The sequence below is a fragment of the Psychromonas arctica genome, from assembly GCF_036697365.1.
GTDB lineage: Bacteria > Pseudomonadota > Gammaproteobacteria > Enterobacterales > Psychromonadaceae > Psychromonas > Psychromonas arctica_A.
The window spans coordinates 452611-477389 of sequence record NZ_JBAHZA010000001.1 but is presented as its reverse complement, the minus strand read 5'-3'; the positions used below and the strand labels follow the sequence as shown (position 1 = coordinate 477389).

20 protein-coding genes are annotated in these 24779 nt (G+C 38.6%); 16 read left to right on the top strand and 4 right to left on the bottom strand.

Translation table 11 applies throughout. The annotated features are described in order from the left end of the window. The first annotated feature begins 124 nt into the window (after positions 1–124). From V5290_RS02080 to V5290_RS02070, 3 genes are all read left to right on the top strand, one after another. Positions 125–586, top strand: a complete 462-nt coding sequence (locus V5290_RS02080) for a hypothetical protein (RefSeq protein ID WP_333381261.1) — start codon at positions 125–127, stop codon at positions 584–586. A 78-nt stretch (positions 587–664) separates the two neighbouring features. Further along, positions 665–982, top strand: coding sequence for a hypothetical protein (locus tag V5290_RS02075; RefSeq protein WP_333381258.1), 318 nt, complete (start codon positions 665–667; stop codon positions 980–982). Positions 983–1036: 54 nt separating this feature from the next. Then, entirely contained in the window at positions 1037–1351 is a 315-nt protein-coding gene (locus V5290_RS02070; RefSeq protein ID WP_333381255.1) for a hypothetical protein, read from the top strand. 653 nt (positions 1352–2004) lie between these two features. Here V5290_RS02070 and ubiG read toward each other — a convergent pair. Continuing rightward, positions 2005–2664, bottom strand: coding sequence for a bifunctional 2-polyprenyl-6-hydroxyphenol methylase/3-demethylubiquinol 3-O-methyltransferase UbiG (ubiG, locus tag V5290_RS02065; protein WP_416351592.1), 660 nt, complete (start codon positions 2662–2664; stop codon positions 2005–2007). 424 nt (positions 2665–3088) lie between these two features. Here ubiG and gyrA point away from each other — a divergent pair, with 424 nt between their 5' ends. The 12 genes from gyrA to tldD all read left to right on the top strand — a co-directional run bounded on the left by gyrA (position 3089) and on the right by tldD (position 20662). After that, positions 3089–5809: a DNA topoisomerase (ATP-hydrolyzing) subunit A gene (gene gyrA, locus V5290_RS02060; protein WP_333381250.1), complete on the top strand. Its 2721-nt coding sequence runs from the start codon at positions 3089–3091 to the stop codon at positions 5807–5809. A 59-nt stretch (positions 5810–5868) separates the two neighbouring features. Next, complete coding sequence (serC, locus tag V5290_RS02055; RefSeq protein ID WP_333381248.1) at positions 5869–6957, top strand: 3-phosphoserine/phosphohydroxythreonine transaminase; 1089 nt, start codon at positions 5869–5871, stop codon at positions 6955–6957. Positions 6958–6989: 32 nt separating this feature from the next. After that, positions 6990–8096 (top strand): histidinol-phosphate transaminase, encoded by a 1107-nt coding sequence (hisC, locus tag V5290_RS02050; protein WP_333381246.1) that lies wholly within the window; start codon positions 6990–6992, stop codon positions 8094–8096. A gap of 14 nt (positions 8097–8110) precedes the next feature. Further along, positions 8111–9403, top strand: a complete 1293-nt coding sequence (gene aroA, locus V5290_RS02045; protein ID WP_333381243.1) for a 3-phosphoshikimate 1-carboxyvinyltransferase — start codon at positions 8111–8113, stop codon at positions 9401–9403. Between the two features lie 336 nt (positions 9404–9739). Then, positions 9740–10777, top strand: a complete 1038-nt coding sequence (locus V5290_RS02040; RefSeq protein ID WP_113819585.1) for a rod shape-determining protein — start codon at positions 9740–9742, stop codon at positions 10775–10777. Positions 10778–10827: 50 nt separating this feature from the next. Then, positions 10828–11709: a rod shape-determining protein MreC gene (gene mreC, locus V5290_RS02035; RefSeq protein ID WP_333381240.1), complete on the top strand. Its 882-nt coding sequence runs from the start codon at positions 10828–10830 to the stop codon at positions 11707–11709. Then, complete coding sequence (mreD, locus tag V5290_RS02030) at positions 11693–12175, top strand: rod shape-determining protein MreD (RefSeq protein WP_333381238.1); 483 nt, start codon at positions 11693–11695, stop codon at positions 12173–12175. Before mreC ends, mreD begins: the two co-directional genes overlap by 17 nt. Continuing rightward, positions 12175–12744 (top strand): Maf family protein, encoded by a 570-nt coding sequence (locus V5290_RS02025; protein WP_333381235.1) that lies wholly within the window; start codon positions 12175–12177, stop codon positions 12742–12744. The genes mreD and V5290_RS02025 overlap by 1 nt, the downstream gene beginning before the upstream one ends. Position 12745: 1 nt before the next feature. Continuing rightward, positions 12746–14218: a ribonuclease G gene (gene rng, locus V5290_RS02020; protein WP_333381231.1), complete on the top strand. Its 1473-nt coding sequence runs from the start codon at positions 12746–12748 to the stop codon at positions 14216–14218. A gap of 118 nt (positions 14219–14336) precedes the next feature. After that, on the top strand, positions 14337–18320 hold the full coding sequence (locus V5290_RS02015) for a YhdP family protein (protein WP_333381228.1): 3984 nt from the start codon (positions 14337–14339) through the stop codon (positions 18318–18320). Between the two features lie 23 nt (positions 18321–18343). Next, positions 18344–19207: a carbon-nitrogen hydrolase family protein gene (locus V5290_RS02010; RefSeq protein ID WP_333381226.1), complete on the top strand. Its 864-nt coding sequence runs from the start codon at positions 18344–18346 to the stop codon at positions 19205–19207. A gap of 9 nt (positions 19208–19216) precedes the next feature. Next, positions 19217–20662 (top strand): metalloprotease TldD, encoded by a 1446-nt coding sequence (tldD, locus tag V5290_RS02005; protein ID WP_333381223.1) that lies wholly within the window; start codon positions 19217–19219, stop codon positions 20660–20662. Between the two features lie 120 nt (positions 20663–20782). Here the strand turns inward: tldD and yjgA are convergent, their stop codons facing one another. Further along, a complete protein-coding gene (gene yjgA, locus V5290_RS02000) occupies positions 20783–21292 on the bottom strand; it encodes a ribosome biogenesis factor YjgA (RefSeq protein WP_333381221.1) in 510 nt (169 codons plus the stop codon). 124 nt (positions 21293–21416) lie between these two features. Between yjgA and pmbA the strand changes: the two genes are divergently transcribed. Further along, a complete protein-coding gene (pmbA, locus tag V5290_RS01995; RefSeq protein WP_333381218.1) occupies positions 21417–22742 on the top strand; it encodes a metalloprotease PmbA in 1326 nt (441 codons plus the stop codon). 93 nt (positions 22743–22835) lie between these two features. Here pmbA and V5290_RS01990 read toward each other — a convergent pair whose 3' ends face one another. Together V5290_RS01990 and rodA are read right to left on the bottom strand one after the other, a co-directional pair. Beyond that, on the bottom strand, positions 22836–23669 hold the full coding sequence (locus V5290_RS01990) for a septal ring lytic transglycosylase RlpA family protein (RefSeq protein WP_333381215.1): 834 nt from the start codon (positions 23667–23669) through the stop codon (positions 22836–22838). A gap of 4 nt (positions 23670–23673) precedes the next feature. Then, positions 23674–24777, bottom strand: a complete 1104-nt coding sequence (gene rodA, locus V5290_RS01985; protein WP_333381212.1) for a rod shape-determining protein RodA — start codon at positions 24775–24777, stop codon at positions 23674–23676. Between the last annotated feature and the right edge of the window lie 2 nt (positions 24778–24779).

Sequence of the window (24779 nt, the reverse complement as noted above, 5' to 3'; positions counted from 1 at the left end):
AAATCCGAATTATCTATTGGAATCTCAACTAAATATGAATTAATGTGTTTTTTATTTTAAATAATCGGGCTGAAAATAAGAAATTCTACAGCTTCGTTATACAACAAATAAGGTGTAATACAAAATGATGAAAGTTGGCGATGTAAAGACAATATTTGAACTTATGAAAGAAGCTAGCCATGTTCAAATGATATATATCGGTTTAGCTGTTGCGCCTTTTGTTATTGGTGCGTGGTTTGATGTTATAGAAAGGATTCCATCTTTGGCTGAGCATAAACTAATATCTTTACTTATTGTTCTCGTATTTGTCTTTCTAATGCTTGTTGTTGCAGTTGTCTTTGATCATAAAGATAAAAAACGGAAACTACTCCTTAGCAAAGTTAGTAGTTATATGGTTGCAAATAAATTTAACTCTGTGAGGTTTTCTGCTATTCGTAATAAGTTTAATATAAGTGATTCTGATGCTTATTTAACATCTGTAATCAATACATTCCCTGATAGATTGCGCTTAGTTTCTTTTAGTGTGGAAGGTAGCGATGTTGACAAAGAACCTGGCTTCGGAATTGTTACACAACAAGTTGCTTAAAGTGAATAAAAACCACCGGCCATCGCTTCGCGATTATAGTCAACGTTAATCTTCCGCTTAAAACAGCATTAGGTGTACATGATAATCTGTCGCATATATCAAGTTTTGGCTATTACTCCGTTAGTTATTTTAGTTTCAACTTTCGCCTTTAGAGCAACATTTTATTGGTCAATTTCTGTTGCCGATGGTGAGCCCAAGGGTGGTGGTGACATCATTGAAATCTTATTGCTTCTTCTATTAATTGGTAGCTGTATTTTATCTATATTATTTTCAGCTTTATTAGTGGTAATACCCAAAATTAGAAACAATACTTACTCATTAAAGTTATTAATAATTGGTGTCGTAATCCCTTTGGTATTTTGGGTAATACACCCATTCATTCCGAGGTTGGTGTAAAAGTATACTTAACAAGCCACTCAAGCAAGACGTTACATGTAAGGATGATTCGAAGTGTATTATCAGATAGATGTTAAGCCTCAAGAGGTAAATACTTCTAAAGTTGCCTTTGTGAGGGCTATTCGTACTTTATCTCCAAGTATTCGTTTAAAAGATGCGATAGAGATATACTCAAATATATCAAACCATAGGTGTACATTAGTTGCAGGTATATCTTTAGATGTCGGTACTTTTATTCAAACAACATTTGCTAAAATAGGTGTCGAAGTTGAAGTAAATGAATCATCAATTCAATCCCCAATGCTTTTTGTTCCTAACGTAGACACCAAGTGGAAGTGGGGTTTTTTAGGCATTAAAAGGGCAATATAATAACTGCTGAAGTTGTGGCGCCTCATTAGTTGAAATTCATAAAATTAACTACAAGTTAAAGTTGATAGTTGTCCTGTGTTATTTCACTTCTTCTGAAGTGAGCAGAAGAGAAATAACAAAACCCAAAATATAGAGTCAAAACATGCAGGCTGAAGCCAGCGCCCCTAAAACCTATACTTCATACAGCTTAATACTAATTTAACAAACTGAACTAACAATTCCTGATTTAGCTTCAATAAAACCTTGCTCAATGCGGCTACGACAACCCCCGTTAAGTTTTTCTGAATCAATTACAGCCTTTAGCAAGTAGATACATGGAGCGATTTATGCGACAGCATAGTTATATGAGCGGGCTAAGCTCTGCGTGCACTTTGTCCGTTGCTAGCTCAGTTCGAGACATGGATTTCGAGTCTGAGCGGTGCGTTAAGAAGGTAGTTATTTATTCAGATTAAAAAACGTATCGGAGCGATTTTCTTTTGGTTCTGTTTTCTTTATTCGTATAAAGAAAATGAACTCGCCGACAGGGCGAAACCACTGCGAACATGTATAAAGCTGACCCGACGAGCGTAGACGAGAAATAACAAAACACAAAGTAAAAACATGCAGGCTGAAGCCAGCGCCCCGAAAATCAACACACTAAAAGTAACGAAAAACTAAATCACCTTCGTACATTTCAACATATAGTTCACATCAACATTTTTAGTGATTTTAAAATCACTTGATAACGGACTATATTCCACGCCACACAAATCATCACAATGTAACTGCGTTGCATCAATTGCGCTTAATAACTGAGAAGGGCGAATGAATTTCTCATATTCATGAGTACCTTTTGGTACCCATTTTAAAACATGCTCTGCCCCTAAAATCATCATTAGATAGGCTTTCCAAGTTTTGTTGATGGTTGAGAAGTAAACGGTGCCACCTGGTTTCACTAAATCACAACAAGCTTGGATCACTGACGCTGGATCTGGTACGTGCTCCAACATCTCCATACAAGTCACTACATCAAACTGCTCTGCATTTGCTTCGGCAAACTGCTCGGCTGTGGTTTTCTTATAAGTGACTTTGGTTTCTGTTTCTAAGGCATGTAAACGTGCGATTTGTAACGAGGCGTGTGCCATGTCAATGCCAACAACTTCTGCGCCTTTAATGGCCATGCTTTCTGCTAGGATGCCGCCGCCACAACCCACATCGACGATTTTTTTACCAAACAAACCTTGTACACCTTGTTCGATATACTCAAGGCGAGTTGGGTTTAGCATGTGTAACGGTTTGAAATCACCTTCTAAATCCCACCATTGTTCTGCCATTGCAGAGAACTTTTCGATCTCTTGTTGATCAACATTATTTTCTGATATCAACTCTTCTGACGTTGCTTCTAAAGCTGAGATGGTTGTTGGTGTGTTGTGATCCATGCTGTGTGCACCCTGTATGTGTTGTGGCAGATAAAAGTGGGCTAATGTCGTTGATTATTGCGTCATTTGACCTAGTAAACGATTATAACGTGATAATAATTCCGATGGGGAATTTTATTTTGCAACGCTGAGCGGTTTAATTTAAAAAATTAACTGGTTAAAAAATGAACGTTGAAACGATAAATGCCTCAAATTCGCCCATAAAACGATTCTCAGACGATTTAGCTGCTTAAAAGCCTTTTGCTGAGGTGCATTTGTGCTACTATCAATCTCTTACTAAATTCAGTCTATTTCCACTAAATTAAGGATTTAAGTTTCTATGAGCGAATTTGCCTCTGACGTTTCTCCAATTAATATTGAAGATGAATTAAAAAATTCTTATCTTGAATACGCTATGAGCGTGATCGTAGGGCGTGCATTGCCCGATGTACGTGACGGTCTAAAACCAGTACATCGCCGTGTTTTATTTGCGATGAATATCTTACGTAATGATTGGAACAAACCCTATAAAAAATCAGCACGTGTTGTTGGTGACGTGATCGGTAAATACCATCCACATGGTGACACTGCTGTATACGATACGATTGTTCGTATGGCGCAAGATTTCTCATTACGTTACATGTTGGTTGATGGTCAAGGTAACTTTGGTTCTGTTGATGGTGATAGCGCGGCAGCGATGCGTTACACAGAAATCCGTATGCAGAAACTAGCACATGAATTATTAGCCGATTTAGAAAAAGAGACGGTTGATTACGTACCTAACTACGACGGTACTGAATTCATTCCTGAAGTGCTACCGACTAAAATTCCAAACCTATTGATTAATGGTTCATCGGGTATTGCGGTTGGTATGGCAACTAATATCCCGCCACACAATCTAGGTGAAGTGATTAGTGCATGTTTAGCGTTGATCAAAAACGAAGACATTACGGTTAATGAGTTAATTGAACATATACCAGGACCAGATTTCCCGACTGCGGGTATTATTAATGGTCGTAAAGGTATCATTGATGCTTACACAACTGGCCGCGGTAAAATTAAAGTACGTGCTAAAGCGGAAGTTGAAGTTAATGAAAAAACTGGTCGTGAAACGATCGTGGTACATGAATTACCTTATCAAGTGAACAAAGCGCGTCTGATTGAAAAGATTGCGGAATTTGTAAAAGATAAGAAAATTGAAGGTATTAGTGCTTTACGCGATGAGTCTGATAAAGACGGCATGCGTATGGTGGTTGAAGTTAAACGTGGTGAAGTGGGTGAGGTTGTATTAAATAACTTATACGCACAAACACAAATGCAGGTGACTTTTGGTATCAATGCCGTTGCACTTGACCATGGTCAACCTAAGTTATTTAACCTAAAAGAGATGTTAGAAGCGTTTATTCTACACCGTCGTGAAGTGGTTACACGTCGTACAGTATTTGAATTACGTAAAGCCCGTGATCGTGCACATATCCTTGAAGGTTTAGCTATTTCACTGGTTAACATCGAAGAGATTATTGATTTAATCCGTAAGTCACCAACACCTGCTGAAGCGAAACTTGCTTTACAAGCACGTGGTTGGGATTTAGGTGCGGTTTCTTCTATGTTAGAAGCAAGCGGTGTTGATGCTGCTCGCCCTGATGGTTTAGCTGTTGAGTTTGGTATCCGTGATAACCAATACTTCATGACTGAAATTCAAGCACAAGCGATTCTTGATTTACGTTTACATAAATTAACCGGTCTTGAGCACGAGAAAATCTTAGGTGAATACAAAGAGCTATTAGAAGTGATTGCTGCATTATTATTCATCCTTGAAAGTCCTGCTCGTTTGATGGAAGTAATTGAAGAAGAGTTAGAAGAAGTGCGTGATAACTTCGCTGACCCTCGTCGTACTGAAATTACTGAATCTGAATCTGATCTATGTATGGAAGATTTAATCGTTGAAGAAGATGTGGTCGTAACACTTTCTCACGAAGGTTACGTTAAGTACCAACCTCTATCTGACTACGAAGCACAGCGTCGTGGTGGTAAAGGTAAAGCAGCGACTAAGATGAAAGATGAAGATTTCATTGAAAAACTATTAGTAGCAAGTACCCATGACACGATTCTATGTTTCTCTACTCGTGGTCGTTTGTACTGGCTGAAAACATTCCAACTTCCATTAGCATCTCGTCAAGCGCGTGGTCGTCCAATTGTGAATATCTTGCCGCTTGAAGAGGGCGAACGTATTACCGCTATCTTACCGGTACGTGAATATGAAGATGATAAATACGTATTCATGGCAACAGCTAACGGTACAGTTAAGAAAACCGCATTAAGTGCTTACAGTCGTCCTCGTTCAAGTGGTTTGATTGCGATTAACTTAAATGATGATAACGAACTAATCGGTGTTGCATTAACTGATGGTACAAATGAAATCATGCTTTTCTCTGACGCAGGTAAAGTGGTTCGCTTTAAAGAAGCTGAAGAGAGTGAAGTCACTGATGAAGAAGGTAACGTTGTTCTAGATGAAAACGGTAATCCTGAAATCAAGTTCAAAGGTGTTCGTCCAATGGGTCGTACAGCTACCGGTGTTCGTGGTATTAAACTAAACGAAGGTGGCAAAGTTGTTTCGTTAATCGTACCAAATGAGACGGGTCATATCTTAACAACGACTGAAAATGGTTACGGTAAACGTACGCCATTAGAAGATTACTCATCTAAGAGCCGTGCAACACAAGGTGTGATCTCAATTAAGGTGAGTGAACGTAACGGTAAAGTAGTCGGTGCAGTACAAGTTGATGAAAACGATGAAATCATGTTGATCTCAAACAAGGGTACTTTAGTACGTACACGTGTTTCTGAGGTTTCTGTGGTGGGTCGTAATACGCAAGGTGTTACGTTAATCCGTACCTCTGAAGACGAGAAAATCGTTGCGTTACAACGTATTGATGAAATTAAAGATGTACCTGTTTACGAAGATGAAGAGGGTGAAACAACACCTGCAGTCGAAGAAGGTAGTACATCTGATGCACCCGCTGACGTAGTCGATGAGCAAGAGACTGATACTGCTGAGTAGTGGATTATCATAATCAATAAGCGGCCGTAGCCGCTTATTTTGTTTTAAGGGATATAAAAATGAGTAAGATTTTTAATTTTTGTGCTGGCCCAGCAATGTTACCTGAAGCAGTAATGCAACAAGCACAAAGCGAATTTTGTAACTGGCAAGGTTCAGGTGTCTCTGTGATGGAAGTCAGTCACCGTAGTCCTGAATATATCGCATTAGCTAAACAAGCCGAGATGGATTTACGCGAGTTACTGTCAGTACCTGATAATTACAAAGTATTATTTTGCCAAGGTGGTGGACGTGGTCAATTTGCTGCGGTTCCGCTTAACTTGTTAGGCGATAAACTAGACGCAGATTACATCCTGACTGGACAATGGTCTAAGTCTGCCGTGGTTGAAGCAAAGAAACACGCGCGTATTAAAGAAACCGATATCATGACCACTACTGCTGACGGTAAAATTGCTGTTAAGCCTTGTGATGAATGGTCAATGAATAGCGAAGCTGCATATCTACATTACTGTCCAAATGAAACCATCGAAGGGATTGAAATCTTTGATGTACCTGCAACGGGTGATGTGCCGTTAGTCGCCGACATGAGCTCGACTATTTTATCTCGTCCATTGGATATTAGTAAGTTTGGTTTAATCTACGCAGGTGCACAAAAAAACATTGGCCCATCTGGTTTAGCGATTGTGATTGTACGTGAAGATTTAGTCGGTAAAGCTCGTCAGGCAATCCCATCAATCTTTGATTACGAGATACAAGCAAACGCTGATTCTATGTATAACACTCCGCCTACTTACTCATGGTACTTAGCGGGTCTAGTGTTTAAATGGTTATTGGCACAGGGCGGTATTGTTGAAGTAGAGAAAAAGAATATTGCTAAAGCTGAGTTGCTATATAACGCTATCGATGCATCTTCTTTCTACAGTAACAATGTCGATAAAAGTGTACGTAGTCGTATGAATATTCCTTTTACACTCGCTGATGATAGTTTAAATGAAACATTTTTAAGTGAATCAAAAGCTGCTGGTTTATTAACACTTAAAGGCCACAAGTTAGTCGGTGGGATGCGTGCAAGTATCTATAACGCGATGCCGATTGAAGGTGTTCAAGCGTTAGTTGATTTTATGGCTGAATTCGAAAAACGCTACGCATAATCTCGTGATAAAAGTGATTGAAAGGAATTAAAATGAGCAATGATTTTTTAAGCTTGGCGAATAAGGGCGTACAAAAACTACACCCTTACCAAGCAGGTAAACCAACTGACGAATTAGAGCGTGAGTTAGGTCTTACTGATATTGTAAAATTAGCTTCTAATGAAAATCCATTAGGGCTAAGTGAATCAGTTAAAGCAGCATTACAAAAAGAGTTAACGGAATTAACTCGATATCCAGATGCAAACGGTTACTACCTTAAACAGGCATTAGCGGACAAGTATTCCGTTGCATTAAACCAAATCACTTTAGGTAATGGATCAAACGATTTATTAGAGTTGATTGCACGTGCTTTTGTAGATAATAGTCATGAAGTGATGTTTGCAGAGCATGCTTTTGTCGTTTACCCATTAGTAACACAAGCAATTGGCGCAACAGCGGTTGTAGTAAAAGCAAAAGACTATGGTCATGACCTTGAGGCAATGGCTGCGGCGATAACCGATAACACTAAGCTTATCTTCATTGCTAACCCTAATAACCCGACCGGTACTTTTTTAGAGCAAGATGAGATTAAAGGTTTCTTAAACAAAGTGCCGAGTGACGTGTTAGTCGTATTAGATGAAGCATATTTTGAATATGCATCAGCTGAGCGTCGTGGCAATGCCATTGCTTGGATTGCTGAGTTTCCTAATCTAATTGTGTCACGTACTTTCTCTAAAGCCTACGGTTTAGCTGGGTTACGTGTTGGTTACTGTATTTCACATCCAGATGTTGCTGATATTTTAAACCGTGTACGTCAGCCATTTAACTGTAATGCATTGGCCTTAAAAGCAGCAGAAACTATCTTACAAGATGAACAATACTTAGTGGATAGTGTGCGATTAAATGATGCCGGTATGAAAGATTTAAGTGCTTTCTTTGACGCGAATAAATTACAGTATATCCCATCAATGGGTAACTTTATTACAGTTAATGTGGGTCAGTCGGGCGATGAGGTTTATCAAAAACTCTTATTAGAAGGCGTGATTGTAAGACCGATTACTGGTTATGGTTTGCCACAACATTTACGTATCAGTATTGGTACTGAAGCTGAGAATCAACGATTTAAACAAGCACTTACTCGTGTTTTAAATTTGCAATAAGAGAAACAATTAGTATGGAACAGTTATTATTAAACCCGATTAAAAAAGTCGATGGTGAGATTAATTTACCCGGGTCAAAAAGCCTTTCAAACCGCGCTTTATTATTAGCGGCATTGGCTAAAGGAACGACCACTTTAACAAATTTATTAGACAGTGATGATATTCGTCATATGTTAAACGCGTTAAAAAAACTAGGTGTTAACTACACGCTTTCTGCTGACAAAAAGCAGTGTGTTGTTGAAGGATTAGGTCGTGCTTTTAATACACAAGAGTTAGGTGATATTGAGCTTTTCTTAGGTAATGCAGGTACTGCAATGCGCCCTTTATGTGCTGCATTGTGTTTAGGTCAAGGTGAATACACTTTGACTGGCGAACCTCGTATGTTTGAACGTCCAATAGGTTCATTAGTTGATTCACTTAAGCAAGCTGGCGCTGACGTTACTTACTTAAAAGATGAAAACTACCCACCATTAAAAATTAAAGGAACTGGCCTAAAAGGCGGTGATATTAGTATTGATGGTAGTGTTTCAAGCCAATTCTTAACAGCATTTTTAATGTCTGCACCGATGGCTTCTGAAGATACAACGATTAATATTGTTGGTGAGTTAGTATCAAAACCTTACATTAAAATTACGCTACAAATTATGCAAGACTTTGGTATTGAAGTAGATAATATTAACGGTGAATACCAACGCTTTGTGATCAAAGGTGGCCAAACTTACCAAGCTGCTGGTAACTACTTAGTAGAAGGTGATGCTTCATCAGCTTCATACTTTTTAGCGGCTGCTGCGATTGGTGGTGGTAGCATCAAAGTCACTGGTATTGGTAAAAAGTCAGTACAGGGTGATATTCAATTCGCTGATGCTTTAGAAGCAATGGGCGCAAATATTGAATGGGGCGACGATTACATTAAAGCGAGCAAAGGTCAGTTAAAAGCGATTGATATGGATATGAACCATATCCCTGATGCGGCGATGACCATTGCTGTGGCAGCCTTGTTTGCTGAAGGTACGACTAAAATTACTAATGTTTACAACTGGCGTGTAAAAGAGACAGATCGTTTATATGCGATGGCGACTGAACTACGTAAAGTGGGTGCTGAAGTGATTGAAGGCCATGACTTTATTGAAGTTACACCACCTGCACAACTTAACCATGCTGCAATTGATACCTATGATGATCACCGTATGGCGATGTGTTTTTCATTAGTGGCATTAAGCGATACACCTGTGACAATTAACGATCCTAAGTGTACGTCTAAAACGTTCCCTGATTACTTTGAAAAGTTAGCATCAGTAAGCCATTAATATTATTAATGTATTAAAAACCTACTTCGGTAGGTTTTTTTATAACTAAAATTTCATTATTTTTTAACTACTTGTTCACTTAAAAGCAGAAACTATTTGTGTTTCTTTGTGTCTGTTTAGGTACATTTGTCGATAGACATATTCAGATTGTTACTGGTTGAAAAATAGACGGATAGTTGAATGTTATCTTGGTAACCCTTCGACGGTGATCAAAATAACTAATTTGTGCTCGCTAATGCCAGTAAAAGCAAGCTTTTCACTTTCTTTTCTTGCTGTATTTTTAGCGGGTTGGTAGAGTACGCGAATTACTTTTATTCGCTTCTTTTGGAAATATTCATGTTTAAAATGTTCCGCGGTATGTTTTCTAACGATTTATCGATCGATTTAGGAACTGCAAATACCCTTATATACGTAAAAGACCAAGGCATCGTCTTGGATGAACCTTCTGTAGTTGCAATTCGAATGGATAAAAATGGCAAAAGGGTTGCCGCTGTAGGTAGTGCTGCAAAGCAGATGTTAGGTAAAACACCTGGCAATATTCAAGCAATTCGACCGATGAAAGACGGTGTTATTGCTGATTTCTATATTACTGAAAAAATGTTGCAACATTTCATCAAACAAGTGCATAACAATAGCTTTATGCGTCCTAGCCCACGTGTTTTAGTGTGTGTTCCTTGCGGTTCTACACAAGTTGAGCGTCGTGCTATTCGTGAATCTGCAATGGGTGCTGGTGCACGCGATGTATTTTTAATCGATGAGCCAATGGCTGCTGCAATTGGTGCAGGTATGCCTGTATCTGAAGCAAAAGGTTCAATGGTTGTTGATATCGGTGGTGGTACTACTGAAGTTGCTGTTATCTCATTAAATGGTATTGTTTATTCTGCTTCTGTGCGTATTGGTGGCGATAAGTTTGATGAAGCGATTATCAACTATGTACGTCGTAACTACGGTTGTACTATTGGTGAAATTACTGCTGAACGTATCAAACATAGCATTGCTATTGCTTACCCAATTGATGAAGTTAAAGAGATTGAAGTACGCGGCGTAAACGTTGCTGAAGGTGTTCCTCGTAGCTTTACTTTAAACAGCAATGAAATTTTAGAAGCATTACAAGAGCCATTAAGCGGTATTGTTTCAGCTGTGATGTTAGCATTAGAGAAAACTCCGCCAGAGCTTGCAGCTGATATCGCTGAACAAGGTATGGTCCTAACAGGTGGTGGTGCATTATTATGCGAGCTTGACCGTCTGTTGTCTGAAGAATCTGGCATCCCAGTGATTGTTGCTGATGATCCTCTTACCTGTGTTGCACGTGGTGGCGGTATGGCATTAGAGATGATCGATACACATGGTGGTGATGTCTTTAACGGAGATTGATATCAATTAACGCAGGTTAACTCCTGCGTTAACATTCAATAGAAACCCCCATGAAACCAATTTTTACCCGCGGTCCTTCTTTCATACTTAGGCTATCCATTGTGATAGCCTGTTGTGTCGGATTGATGATCGCAGATAGTCAATTCAATTTATTCTCTTCGGCTCGTGTCTATTTAAATTCGATCGTTTCACCTATCCAATATGTTGCTGATGCACCACAGAAAATAATTAGCTCTTTTTCTGAAAACATCATGACAAGACAAGCGCTAGTCGACCGCAATCAACAATTAGAAAAAGACAATTTACATTTAAAAGCAGACCGTCTTTTATTAGGTCAGTTACAAAGTGAAAATAAGCAACTTCGCGAACTGTTAAACTCTGAAAGAGAGTTTAAATACAAACGTATGATCACTGAAGTGATGAGTTTACGCTCAGATCCATTCACCCATCAATTATTGATTGATAAAGGTGCATTGAATGGCGTGTATTTAGGTCAACCTGTGATCAATGAACAAGGTGTTGTTGGGCAAGTCTCTCAAGTTGGGAGTACCACTAGTCGAGTGGTGTTAATTGTCGATGCTACACATGGTATTCCTGTTCGTGTTCAGCGTAATGATGTGATTGCAGTAGTACACGGCAGTGGCGCATGGGACCAACTGAAGGTGCCTTTTGTTCAAAGTAATGCGGATATTAAAGAAGGGGACTTGTTAGTCACCTCTGGTCTCGGTGGACGCTTTCCTGCAGGTTATCCAGTGGCTAAAATTAGCCGCTTTGATTACCAAGAGGGTGAGTTATACGCTACGGTAACAGCGACGCCTGTTGCAGATTTAGATAGAAGTCGTTATCTACTTTTACTTTGGAATGATGATCCATTAGCCGATGCTGATTTAACGTTAGATTCTCCGGAAGAATTCGATGCCCCTGCTGAATAGTTATAGAGTTATCTACCTTACTTTTTTTGTTTGCTTGGTCGCGGATATTTTTCCGTTACCGATCATATTTAATGCGTTTCGTCCTAATTGGATGATTTTAGTGATTTTTTATTGGATTATTGCGCTACCGCATAGAGTGAACATTGGGCATGCATTTATACTCGGTTTGATACTTGACCTATTACTAGGATCAACACTGGGGACTCATGGTTTATTGTTTTCTTTACTGGCGTATTTAACCAGTATTAATTTCCAGCGTTTTCGTAATTTTACCTTAGTGCAAACGACCTTGTTATTAGGTGTATTTATCTTTATTGCTAAATTAGGCTTGTATTGGATAGCTTCCAGCATGCAAGAGATTGTGTTGCATAGACCTTATTTTTGGTCGATTTTTACGTCTATGTTGATTTGGCCTTGGTTCTTTCTATTTATGCGCTATTTGCGCGTTCGTTATAAGGTGAGTTAATGCCATTCAAACTGTTTTTAGCGTCAGGTTCTCCGCGTCGAGGTGAGTTGTTATCACAAATTAATGTTGAATATGAACGCATTAAAGCGGGTATCGATGAAACTCAACAAGTGGCAGAAAGTGCTGAGCATTATGTGCAGCGATTAGCATTAGAAAAAGCCTTAGCTGGTTTACTGAATAATCAGCAACAAGGTGTCGTGTTGGGGGCTGATACGATTGTTGTATGTGACGGTGTCGTGATGGAAAAACCACAAGATAAGTTACATGCTCAGCAGATGATGCATTTATTATCAGGTAATACACATCAAGTATTAACGGCTGTCGCTTTAGTGACTGCCCAACAACAAGCCGTTAAGTTAGTAACAACTGAAGTCACTTTTAAAATTCTTTCAGATCAAGAAATTTCAGATTATTGGGATACAGGTGAGCCAAAAGATAAAGCTGGTGGTTATGGCATTCAAGGAATTGCAGGGCAATTCGTTACCCACATTTCGGGTAGTTATAGTGCAGTCGTAGGGTTACCACTCTACGAAACCGCACAACTTATTAAACGCTTTGAAGAGGCTTAACATGTCCGTTGAATTATTAATGAATATCACACCTACAGAAACGCGCGTTGCGTTGATTGAAGGTGGTGTTTTACAAGAGCTACATATAGAGCGTCAAGTCAGTAAAGGGATCGCAGGTAATATCTATAAAGGCAAAGTAACCCGTGTTTTACCTGGGATGCAAGCCGCATTTATTGATATTGGTTTAGAGAAGGCTGCATTTTTACATGCCTCAGATATCGACTTACATGCAGAGTGCTTTACCGGCCCTGATAAAGATAAATTTAAAGTTGCTGACATTTCAACGTTAGTGAGACCTGGTCAAAATATCATTGTGCAAGTGGTGAAAGACCCATTAGGCACTAAAGGTGCACGTTTAACCACTGATATCACTTTGCCTTCACGCTATTTAGTGTTTATGCCTGATACCAAACATGTTGGTGTATCACAGCGTATTGAGAGTGCTGAAGAGCGCGAGCGTTTAAAAGAGATCACACAATCCTGTGTGGATGATTTGGGTGGGTTTATTATACGCACCGCGGCTGAAGGCGCGCCTGAAGCTGAATTAAGAAACGATGCTGCTTTCTTGCAACGAGTATGGCGTAAAGTGATCACACGTAAACAACGTACGCAATCTAAAAACAAAATGCTGTATCAAGATTTAGGTTTAGCATTTCGTATCCTGCGAGATTTTGTCGGTAATGAAATTGACCGTGTACGCATCGATTCTAAATTGAGTTTTAAAGAGTTATCAAAATTCAGTGCTGACTTTGTGCCTGAGTTGGAGGGCAAGGTTGAATATTATGATGGTGAAAGCCCAATATTTGATCTGTTTGATGTTGAAAATGAAGTGCAACGCGCTCTAAATCGTAAAGTAGAATTAAAATCAGGTGGATATTTGATCATCGATCAAACGGAAGCGATGACCACGGTGGATATTAATACTGGTGCTTTCGTTGGACACCGAAACCTTGAAGAGACTATTTTCAATACTAATATTGAAGCGACGTTAGCCATTGCACGGCAACTAAGACTACGTAACTTAGGCGGCATTATTATACTCGATTTTATTGATATGAAGCTACTAGAGCATCGTCGTCGTGTCTTTAATAGTTTAGAGCAAGCATTAGCAAAAGATCGCGTAAAAACACATATCAATGACTTCTCGCCTTTAGGTTTGATTGAGATGACGCGTAAACGAACGCATGAAAGTCTTGAACATATTTTCTGTGGTGAATGTAAAACCTGTAATGGTCGTGGTTATGTAAAAACCGTTGAAACAGTGTGCTATGAAATATTGCGAGAGATATTACGCGTAGACCGAGCTTATTCTGCTGAACGTTTTGCTGTATATGCGTCAGTGGCTGTTGCAGAAGCACTTAAAGGTGACGAGTCTTACAACTTGGGCGAGCTAATTGTGTTTATGCAGAAGCGCGTGGAAATCCATGCTGAGCCAATGTACGGACCAGAGCAGTTTGATGTGGTGATGATTTAATACACTCCTCTGAGGAGATTGCTTTTATCGAAAAGCATATTAAGATTGATAGTTAGCTTAATTATTATGGATAGTGCGTCATCACTGGCTTAATCGTTATTTGGCACGCAACAAAAGGATGGTAAATGGGTTCTCATTTTTGAAACATTTTACGGAAAAATGTTTAAAATGCTTAATAGTGTTACTGGTGGTGACTTTAATTGTCTTAGCGGTAGTACTAACGGCTGCCCGTTTTGCGATTAATGGTGTTGAAGATTATAAAGCACAGCTCGTTGAATGGGTTGCAGCAGAACATGATATAAATGTCGATGCCGATAAAGTCTCTGCGGGGATCGACTTCTCTGGTTTAGTGTTGACCTTGAACAATGTTACCTTCACTGAAACTGATGTATTACCTTTCGAGTTAAAAATAGATAACCTGTTTTTACACTTAGATTTTTTAGAAAGTTTACAAAAACAACAAGTTGTTTTTAATGATATTTCGATTAAAGGCGCTGACTTATTACTAAAGTCTGCTTTGGATTCTGAACACCTTGACCAGCTATCGACTTCTGATTCAGATGATGCTGAATCACAGAGTACCTTATCGTCACTAAAGAATATTTTATTATTACGTTTAAGCTCTTTTGCTATTACTGAAAGTCGTATCCGTTTTACTGACCACCTTTACAATCAAAAAACTATCCTGATCCAAGATTTAAGCTGGTTAAATGACGGGCAACAACATCAAGGTGTTGGTAAAGCATCATTACCTAATACCCTGGGTGATAATACATTAGAGTTTATTATTGACGTTACCGGCGATGCTGAAGCCACACCAGATAATTTAGTCGGTCGCTTATATGCACAAGCAGAAAACCTTAATGCCACTGAATACTTAAAACCTCAGGTTAACCCTTTAGCCAATCTAACTTCTGCGGTAGTCTCATTTCGACTATGGAGTGATTTTGATGCCAATGGCTTAAAGAATATGCAATTACATTGGGATAACTCCGAAATTGCTTGGACCATGTTAGAAGAGTCTGAGAGTTGGCAAATTAATGATGGTTTATTTCAGTTTTCTTATGATGATCAGCATTGGTTATTTGATAGTTATGATTTAAATGTTACTCATAACTACACGCCTTTAAATGATGTCAATATTGCTGGTCATGGCGATATTGGGGGCTTTGGTCAATTGGACCTCAAGGGGTTTAATATTAATGCAATCACCCCTTTTGGTTTACTGTTTTCGTCTCTTTCAGAAGAGCAAATAAAGTATGTTTCTAGCTTAGAAGTAGGTGGTAAACTGAGCCAGTTGGATATGAATTTCAACCCGATTGGGCAGCTGACAGTGAGTGCGCATATTGATGACTTTAGCAATCTTGCACACGATATTATTCCGGGTGTAAGTAATGCTAATATCAAGGTAACAGCTGACCAAGACAGCGGACATGCATCAATTTTACTTGATCCGCAAAGTATTACTTTTGATGGTCAATTCAATCGCTCAATGCCTTTGCAAAAAGGTGATATTGACCTGCATTGGAAAGCTAATACTGCTGGTATTACTTTAGCAAGTAATAAGTTTCTCCTTGATACTGACGATTTAAAGAGCACTACACAATTTTCATTGTTTTTACCAACTCAACAAGATCCATTACCTAATCAAAATGCTTCTGATACCGCTCAAAATGAGCAAGTATTGAGCCCATATTTACGTTTATATTCTTACGCTTCATTAAGTGATGCGGGCAAAGCTCAACATTATCTCCCCGTAAAAGCATTGGGAAATGATGTATTTGATTATTTACAGTCTGCAATTCAAAAAGGCTCTGCAGATGGTGCGAAAGTGCTATGGGAAGGCCCTTTGGATGCGTATCCATTTAAGCAACAAGAAGGCATTTTCCAAGCTTTTATTCCGATCAAAAATGCACAGTATAATTTCTTTGAAGACTGGAAAGGTTTGTATGATTTAGATCTAGATTTATTATTTGAAAATGATTCATTACTGATGGAAAGTGAGAAAGCTAAACTAGGCAGCATGAAGGTTGATAAGTTGTCAGCTAAGGTTGCTACACTTTCTAGCAATGGTGGTATCAATATAGAAGCAGATATCAATCAAAAAGCTGATGATATTATGCAATATCTATTGAACTCCCCAATCAAAGATAGTTTGGCGTCAGTTGCTGAGACCTTACAAGTTAAAGATAATTTACAAGGTAAGTTAACATTAAACATTCCTTTCTCTTCAATAAATGGTGAAACACAAGTAAAAGGGAAATTTAACCTTAAAGGTAACGATGTCAATATTAAGCTTGGTGATGAAACTAACCTATTGTTGAAGAATACGCAGGGTAGTTTTAGTTTTATCGATGAGAATTTTACAGGTAATGGGCTAACTGCAAAATTATTTGATCAACCAGTTAATTTTTCATTTTCTAGTAATGAAAATGATAGTAAATATGAATTATTGGTCAGTTTATTTGGCCAATGGGATATGACTAAGTTAAGCCGTGAGCAGTCATCGTTGTTACCATTACAATTAAGTGGTCGTTTAGATTGGCAAGGTCAAGTGAACTTTAGTCAACAACAGGATAATTATAAGTTTGGTGTAAACCTAACTTCACCTCTGCAGGGCACTAAAATTAGTTTACCTGCACCGTATAATAAAAATGCACTGCAATCTTGGTTAACTAAAGTTAACGTCAACGGTGACCAAAATGGTATTCGTTGGAATGCATTAATTTCAAATAAATTAAAATCATCCGGTGAATTGTATTATCCAGGACAGAAAACCAAGCTTAAATACTTTTATTTAGGCTTGGGTAATGACTTAAATCTACCTATTGATAAAAACAAGCAAATCGTTCGAATTAATGAGTCACGTGTAAACCTAACCCCTTGGGTGAGTGTGATTAAAGATCATTTACAAACTAAGCAAGAAACTGATGACAGTGATACCTTATTTAATCTCGATCATCTTTATTTAAATGTTAAACATGCTGAGTTATTTGAACAGCCTATTGTTAACTTATCTACGGATTTACAACAGTCAGATAAGAAGTTGGCGATCAATGTAAAAGGTGATGATCTATTAGCGAATTTGGAATATCGAAAAGGTATTCCTGATAGATATGATATCAGTATTCAAAATATGAACTTCCAATCATTAGATATGGAAGCATTAAAAAGCGCGTTTGGAGAGCAAGAGTCATCTGCATTTTCTGAACCTAGCGATAACCTACGTCTAGATTATCCTGAAGTGTTTTTAGAGTGCGTGGTATGTATCTATAATAAAATGTCTTTCTCCCCATTGAAGGCACATGTATTCCCAAGTAAATCTCGTTATAACATCGATTATGTACAACTTGGTGAAGCGCAACAAGCAACGAATATTTCTGGAGTCTGGGATCAACGTCGTACCAATATTATCTTTGATGCTACAGGTAGCAGCCAAACCAACCTGGTGCGTCGCTTAGGTTATAAAAGCCCGATGAATTATCAGGAAAGTGAATTGAATGGCGCTTTAAATTGGGTAGGAGCACCGTGGCAGTTTAACTTTGAGTCCTTGAATGGCGATTTGACCGTAGATGTTGAAGATGGTCAAATTACTGAAGTGGATGATAAAGGTGCTCGTTTATTAAGTTTTTTAAGTTTAGATGCGATTCGTCGTAGCTTGAACCTCGAATTCGACAATGTATTCTCTAAAGGTTTAGGGTTCGATAATATGTCGTTATCGGCTAGTATTACCAATGGTATCTTGAAAAATGATGATTACTTTTTAGATGGTTCGGCAGGTAAAATTTCAGGAACTGGGTTAATTGATTTGCCGAACTTAAATGTTAACTATCGTTTTAGCTATAGTCCTGCAGTAACTTCAAGTTTACCGGTGTTAGCAGCTTTTGCTATTAACCCATTAACTGGTGCCGCAGTATTGATGTTAACGAAGATTTTAGAGCCTGTAGTAGACACTATTGTACGTGTTGATTTTTCTGCAAAAGGGCCTATTTCTGATCCTAAAATTACCATAGAAGACAGATTAAAAGGTTCAGTTAAATTACAAAATAGTGAAGTATTAGAAAAGTTAGAAGATAACCAAGCTAACAATGCCAAAAAATAGTAACTCTGTTAAGGAGTAATGAAATGAGTAATGAGACTAAAGCTTGCCAATTAACTGCGATTCAAATCATTAGTAGTGACTGTATTGAGCATAATTTCGAACAAATAATAGAACAACTTGATGCGCTGACGTTAGAGCCAGAGATAAACCACTTGGTTTTATTACCAGAGAACGCATTATGCTTTGGCAGTCGAGATAATTATTTGTTGAAGGCTGAAACGTTAGGCGATGGTAATGTTCAACATCGTTTAGCTGAACTGGCAAAAAACTATGCTTGTACGTTAATTTGCGGTAGTTTTCCAATTAAGAGTGAACAACAAGATAAAATTTATACCACTTGTTTAGTTTATTCCCCACAAGGTGTTTTATTAGCGCACTATCATAAAATACACTTGTTTGATGCGGATGTAGAAGATGCGCAGGGTGCTTACAGAGAGTCTGATACTTTTATTCCTGGCGACCAAGTTAAAGTAGTAGATTGTGGTTTTGCTAAAGTTGGTTTAGCAATATGTTATGATTTACGTTTTCCTGGTTTATTTCAGCAGCTCAGAGAACAAGGTGCTGAGATTATTATATTACCAGCTGCCTTTACTCAAGTAACAGGAAAGGCACATTGGCAAGCATTATTGCAAGCCCGAGCTATCGAGACGCAGTGTTATCTGTTAGCGGCTAATCAAGGTGGAGTGCACTTTGCGCATCAACCAGAGCATGCAACACGTTATACCTATGGGCATTCAATGATTGTGAATGCTTGGGGAGAAGTTATTGGGCAGTTAACAACTGGCAATGGCTCGGTACAAGCCGATTTTGCATTACAAGATGTTAATCAAATTAGAAAGAAAATGCCGGTACAGCAACACAATCGATTTAATAGTATTTATAAATAAGGATCTTTAATGTCTTTTGAACAAGTCGTAGACAATTTTTTAGCCCCTGCGGAGATGCAAATTAGTGATCTCGAATCACAGCTTAGTCAGATATCGGGAGCTCAAATTGATTACGCAGATTTTTATTTTCAAGCGAGTCGACATGAATCTTGGTTATTAGAAGACGGTATTGTCAAAGAAGGTAGTTATAACATTGAGAAAGGCGTGGGTATTCGTGCTGTTTCTGGTGAAAAAACTGGCTTTGCTTATTCTGATCATATTTCTAAAGATGCTATTGCTGAAGCTGCAAATGCAGCTAAAAGTATTGCTAACTCAGGGCAAGAAAAAAGCGTTAAGTTGATTATGCCAACGGCACAACCGCTTTATTACGGTTCGGCTGATCCATTACAAAGTATGAGTCGTGATAAAAAGATTGAACTGTTAAAGCAAGTAGATAGTTTTGCTCGCGCTTTAGATCCTGCTGTTACTGAAGTGACTGTGTCATTAAATGCTGTTTATGAAGAGATATTAGTGGCTGCTAATGATGGTACTTTAGCGTCAGATGTACGCCCACTAATTCGCTTTAGTTGTTCTGTGTTAATTGAAAAGAATGGTAAACGTGAACGTGGTAGTGCTGGTGGCGGTGGTCGTTTTGACCTTGATTACTTTACTGATACACAAGAAGGCGAGTTAAAAGCCTTTGGCTATGCTCGTCAAGCAGTACGCCAGGCTTTAATCAATATTGAGGCTATTGCAGCGCCTGCTGGTGCTATGCCAGTAATCGTTGGTGCTGGTTGGCCGGGCGTATTGTTACATGAAGCAGTGGGCCATGGATTAGAAGGTGACTTTAATCGTAAAGGGTCTTCAGCATTTTCAGGTAAAGTTGGCCAACAGGTTGCTTCTAAACACTGTACGGTTATTGATGATGGTAGTATTGCTGACCGTCGCGGTTCGGTTAATATCGATGATGAAGGAACTAAAGGTCAGCGTAACGTATTGATCGAAAATGGTATTTTAAAAGGTTACATGCAAGATAAGTTAAATGCGCGTTTAATGGGTGTTGATCCAACCGGAAACGGTCGTCGTGAATCTTACGCGCATTTACCAATGCCGCGTATGACTAACACTTTCATGCTAAATGGTGAATACCAGCATGAAGAGCTAATCGAAAGCGTTAAAAAAGGTATCTACGCGCCTAACTTTGGTGGTGGTCAAGTGGATATTACTTCGGGTAAATTTGTGTTCTCAGCTTCTGAAGCTTATTTGATTGAAGATGGTAAAATTACTGCACCCATTAAAGGGGCAACGTTAATCGGCAATGGCTTTGATGCGATGCAACAAATCTCGATGGTTGCTAACAATATGTGTTTAGACCCTGGTGTTGGGGTTTGTGGTAAAGAAGGACAGAGCTTGCCGGTAGGGGTTGGCCAGCCATCATTGAAAATTGATCAATTAACCGTAGGTGGAACTAACTAATACTTTTATTAGCTCCTATAAAAAAGCCAGAATAGTTATTATTCTGGCTTTTTTGATCTAGTTACCTACCATATTAATTAACTGATTTAGTTAATATGATCGATATAAAAACTTAATCACTTACAGACAGTTAGTTTTTAAGTAGATAAATAATTCTTTAGCAGTTTTCGCTGGCTTTTCTAGTTTCTTTTCTTTGTTTGCTTGGCGTACCAATTGACGTAATTTTTGACGTTCAAGTTGTGGGTACATCTCTAGCGCATCATTGATTTTCGGATCTCCTAGTTCAATCATCTGCTCTGTTAACAATTCTAGGTGAGCAATCGCATGAGTACGTTTACGGTTATTATCGTTTAAGATATCTAATTTAGCCGTAATTTTTTCCATATCTTCAGTACGTAATACTTTACCTATGTACTGTAACTGTCTGCGTAATGCTTCATGTTTATTAGCGATTTTATGTGCTACTTTGATACCTTCCATTAAGGTATCGCTTGCTGGAATTTGTGCAAGTTGCTTAGCATTTAATGCCACAAGTTGACGACCAATATCCTTTAAAGCTTCTGCTTCACGTTTAATTTGCGACTTACTGATCTCTTCTTCTTCGAGTATTTCTTCAACTTTTTTATTCATAGCTTTTGGTCTATCACGTTAGGGATTAAATAATTATGCGCATCATAACATCATCACAAGATGCTTACCTTAATCCATGTTATTATTTCTCATCTTAAATTTATTTAACTTGTGGTGCTTGAACATGATTGAACAGAAACAGTTACTAGAAAAAGCCGTTAATACGGCACTTAATATTGCCAATGATTTAGGGGTGAGCCAAGCTGAAGTCGCTTTAGGGAAAAGTGCTGGTATTTCAGTTAACACACGTTTAGGTGAAGTTGAAAATATTGAGTTTAATCATGATGGCGCAATGGGAATTAGTGTTTATGTTGATCACCGTAAAGGTAGTGCCTCTACTGCTGATTTAAGTGAAGAAGCGATTGCTGCGAGTGTTAAAGCGGCAGTAGATATTGCTAAGTACACCAGCCAAGACCCGTATGCTGGTTTGTTAGATAAAGCGCTTCTAGAAACTGATCCGCTTGATTTAGACCTCTACCATCCAAGTAATAAAAACACTGATGAATTATTAGCGCTAGCGAAGCAATGCGAAGATATTGCGCTAAATACTGACAAGCGCATTGTCAATTCTGATGGCGCTGGTATGAATAGCCATACGAGCTTACAAGTATATGGTAATAGTAATGGTTTCCTAGAAAGTTATGCTAGTAGCCGCCACAGTTTAAGCTGTGTGTTAATTGCACAAGAAAACGATGAGATGCAACGCGATTATAGTTACAGCAGTGCCCGTGACATTAACGATTTATATTCTGCACAATGGGTAGCAGAGCAAGCTGTTAGTCGTACTGTTGATCGTTTAGGTGCTCGTAAGATCGCAACACAAGAAAGCCCTGTGGTATTTTGTCCGGAAATGGCGAGTGGATTATTTGGACATTTAGTGAGTGCAATTAGTGGTGCAAGCCTTTATAAAAAGTCTTCATTCTTACTAGACTCTATTGATACTCAAGTATTTCCTGATTGGATGTCTATTACTGAAGATCCGCATATTGTAAAAGGCATCGCTAGTTCGCCTTTTGATAACGAAGGTGGCCGTACAGTAAAGCGTAATATTATTGATAATGGTTTCTTACAAACTTATTTATTAACCGGTTATGCAGCTCGTAAAATGGGCTTACAAAGCACCGGACATGCTGGTGGTATTCATAACTGGTTCGTTAAAAATAACGGTTTAGATTTAGCGGGCATTTTAAAAGAGATGGGTACGGGGTTATTTGTTACTGAGTTAATGGGCCAAGGGGTCAACATGGTAACAGGTGATTACTCTCGCGGTGCGGCTGGTTTCTGGGTGGAAAATGGTGTGATTAGTTACCCTGTTCATGAAATCACTATTGCAGGTAACTTAAAAGAGATGTTTATGGACATTAGTGCAATTGGCTCTGATATTGATCCAAGAAGCAGTTTAAAAACAGGTTCTATTTTAATTAAGAAGATGAAGATAGCTGGCGAATAACAAACTTTAGTTTAATGTTAGCAATACAAAAAAGCCCAATGTTAGTGATAACATTGGGCTTTTTGCTATTTAATTATTTAATCAGTCAGTTAGCTATTTAGTATGGATAATATAAGCTTTTCCAAACTCTTCACGTATCTCTGAAAGTAGCCTATTAGCTTTAGTTTGGCTGCTTAATGGGCCAACTCTTAGGTAATACAGGTCACCTTTCTGCTCAAAGTAAGTCATCGCATGGTATTTATGTGTCGCCTTTTGAGTCAGTAACTCTGCTTTTTCTGCGCTCGAAGTAACCAGGTATTGAATACTGTAATTGCCATTCACAGCTTCACTTTGTTCTTCATAAAGTGCTGATGTGTCTGTTTCTTCTGGAAAGTGCAGTAGTTTAATTTCGACCTGTCCTGTTCCTGCTTTAATAATATCCAACTTATTCGCTGCAGCATAAGATAGATCGATGATACGACCTTCATGGAAAGGACCGCGATCATTCACGCGAACGATGATCTGTTTATTATTTTCAAGATTAGTTACTTGTACATAACTAGGCAGTGGTAAATTTTTATGTGCAGCACTCATAGCAAACATATTGTAACGTTCACCATTAGAAGTTAAATGTCCATGGAATTTATTCCCATACCACGATGCGCCACCACGTTCTGTTAGTTTAGTAATATCACGCCAGACTTCGTAATCAACTCCACGAACAGTGTAGTCTTTATTACCGCCACGAGAGTAGGGTTCATAGCGCGGCACTGCATCTTCTACGTCATCTAGAGGTGGAATCTCTGTTGGGGCATGATCTTGACTGTATTGGTATCGACCATTAGCTGTATCTTGATCATAATTATCATCAGATTTTTGGGTTTCATTACTACTACATGCTGCTAAAAATAGGGCAACAAAACATAAGGTGATTAGGTGTTTTATCATATAACTACCGTTTTATATTAAATCGTTTATGCGTATGGATAGACATTAAAATACCAAATCCCGCAAGTAAGGTTACAATCGAAGTACCACCAAAGCTAACTATCGGCAATGGGACACCTACAACAGGCAATAAGCCACTTACCATACCTATATTTACAAAAACATAAACAAAGAAGGTGAGTGTGATACTGCCAGCGATCAGTTTAGTGAAAGCATCCTGCGCCTGATTTGCAATAATCAAACCGCGTGTTATCAAGAAGATATAGATGCTTAACAATAATAGGACACCAACAAAACCGAATTCTTCCGAAAAAACTGAAAAAATAAAATCAGTATGGCGTTCAGGCAAAAACTCTAGTTGTGATTGAGTGCCATGCATCCAACCTTTACCCCATAGACCACCTGAACCGATCGCTATTTTTGACTGGATAATATGATAACCTGCACCCAGTGGATCAGCTTCTGGATTTAAGAGAGTTAATACTCGTCCGCGTTGATAATCGAGCATTAAGAAAAACCAAAGAATAGGTATAAATGCTAAGACAGCAGCGACAGCTAACCCAATGTATATCCAAGAAACGCCGGATAAGAACAATACAAAAATGCCAGAAGATGCAACCAGAATCGAGGTGCCTAGATCAGGCTGTTTAGCGATTAAAAGTGTAGGAATAACGACTATTAACAGTGCTATAAAGGCTTGTTTAAAGCGGGTTGGCATGGTGAACTGGCTGACATAATAAGCAACCATCAATGGCATGATCAGTTTCATTATTTCCGAAGGTTGGAATTTAGTAAACCCTAAATCTAACCAACGTTGTGCGCCTTTACCGGTATGGCCAATGACTAATACTGCAATTAATAATAGAACACTAATGAGAAAGATAGCAGGGGTCCAGCGTTGGTACCATTCCGGAGGAATTTGTGCGATAAAAATCATCACAGCCATCGCTATCGCTAAGCGTGTAACTTGACGATACAGCATATCTAAACCGCCCACCGAGTATAAAACGGTTAAGCTGATACTCATTAAGGCAAACAGACCCAACAGAAGATAAGGGTCGATATGTAAACGGTAAAAAATGCTTTTTTGAGCTTGAGTACTAACCATAT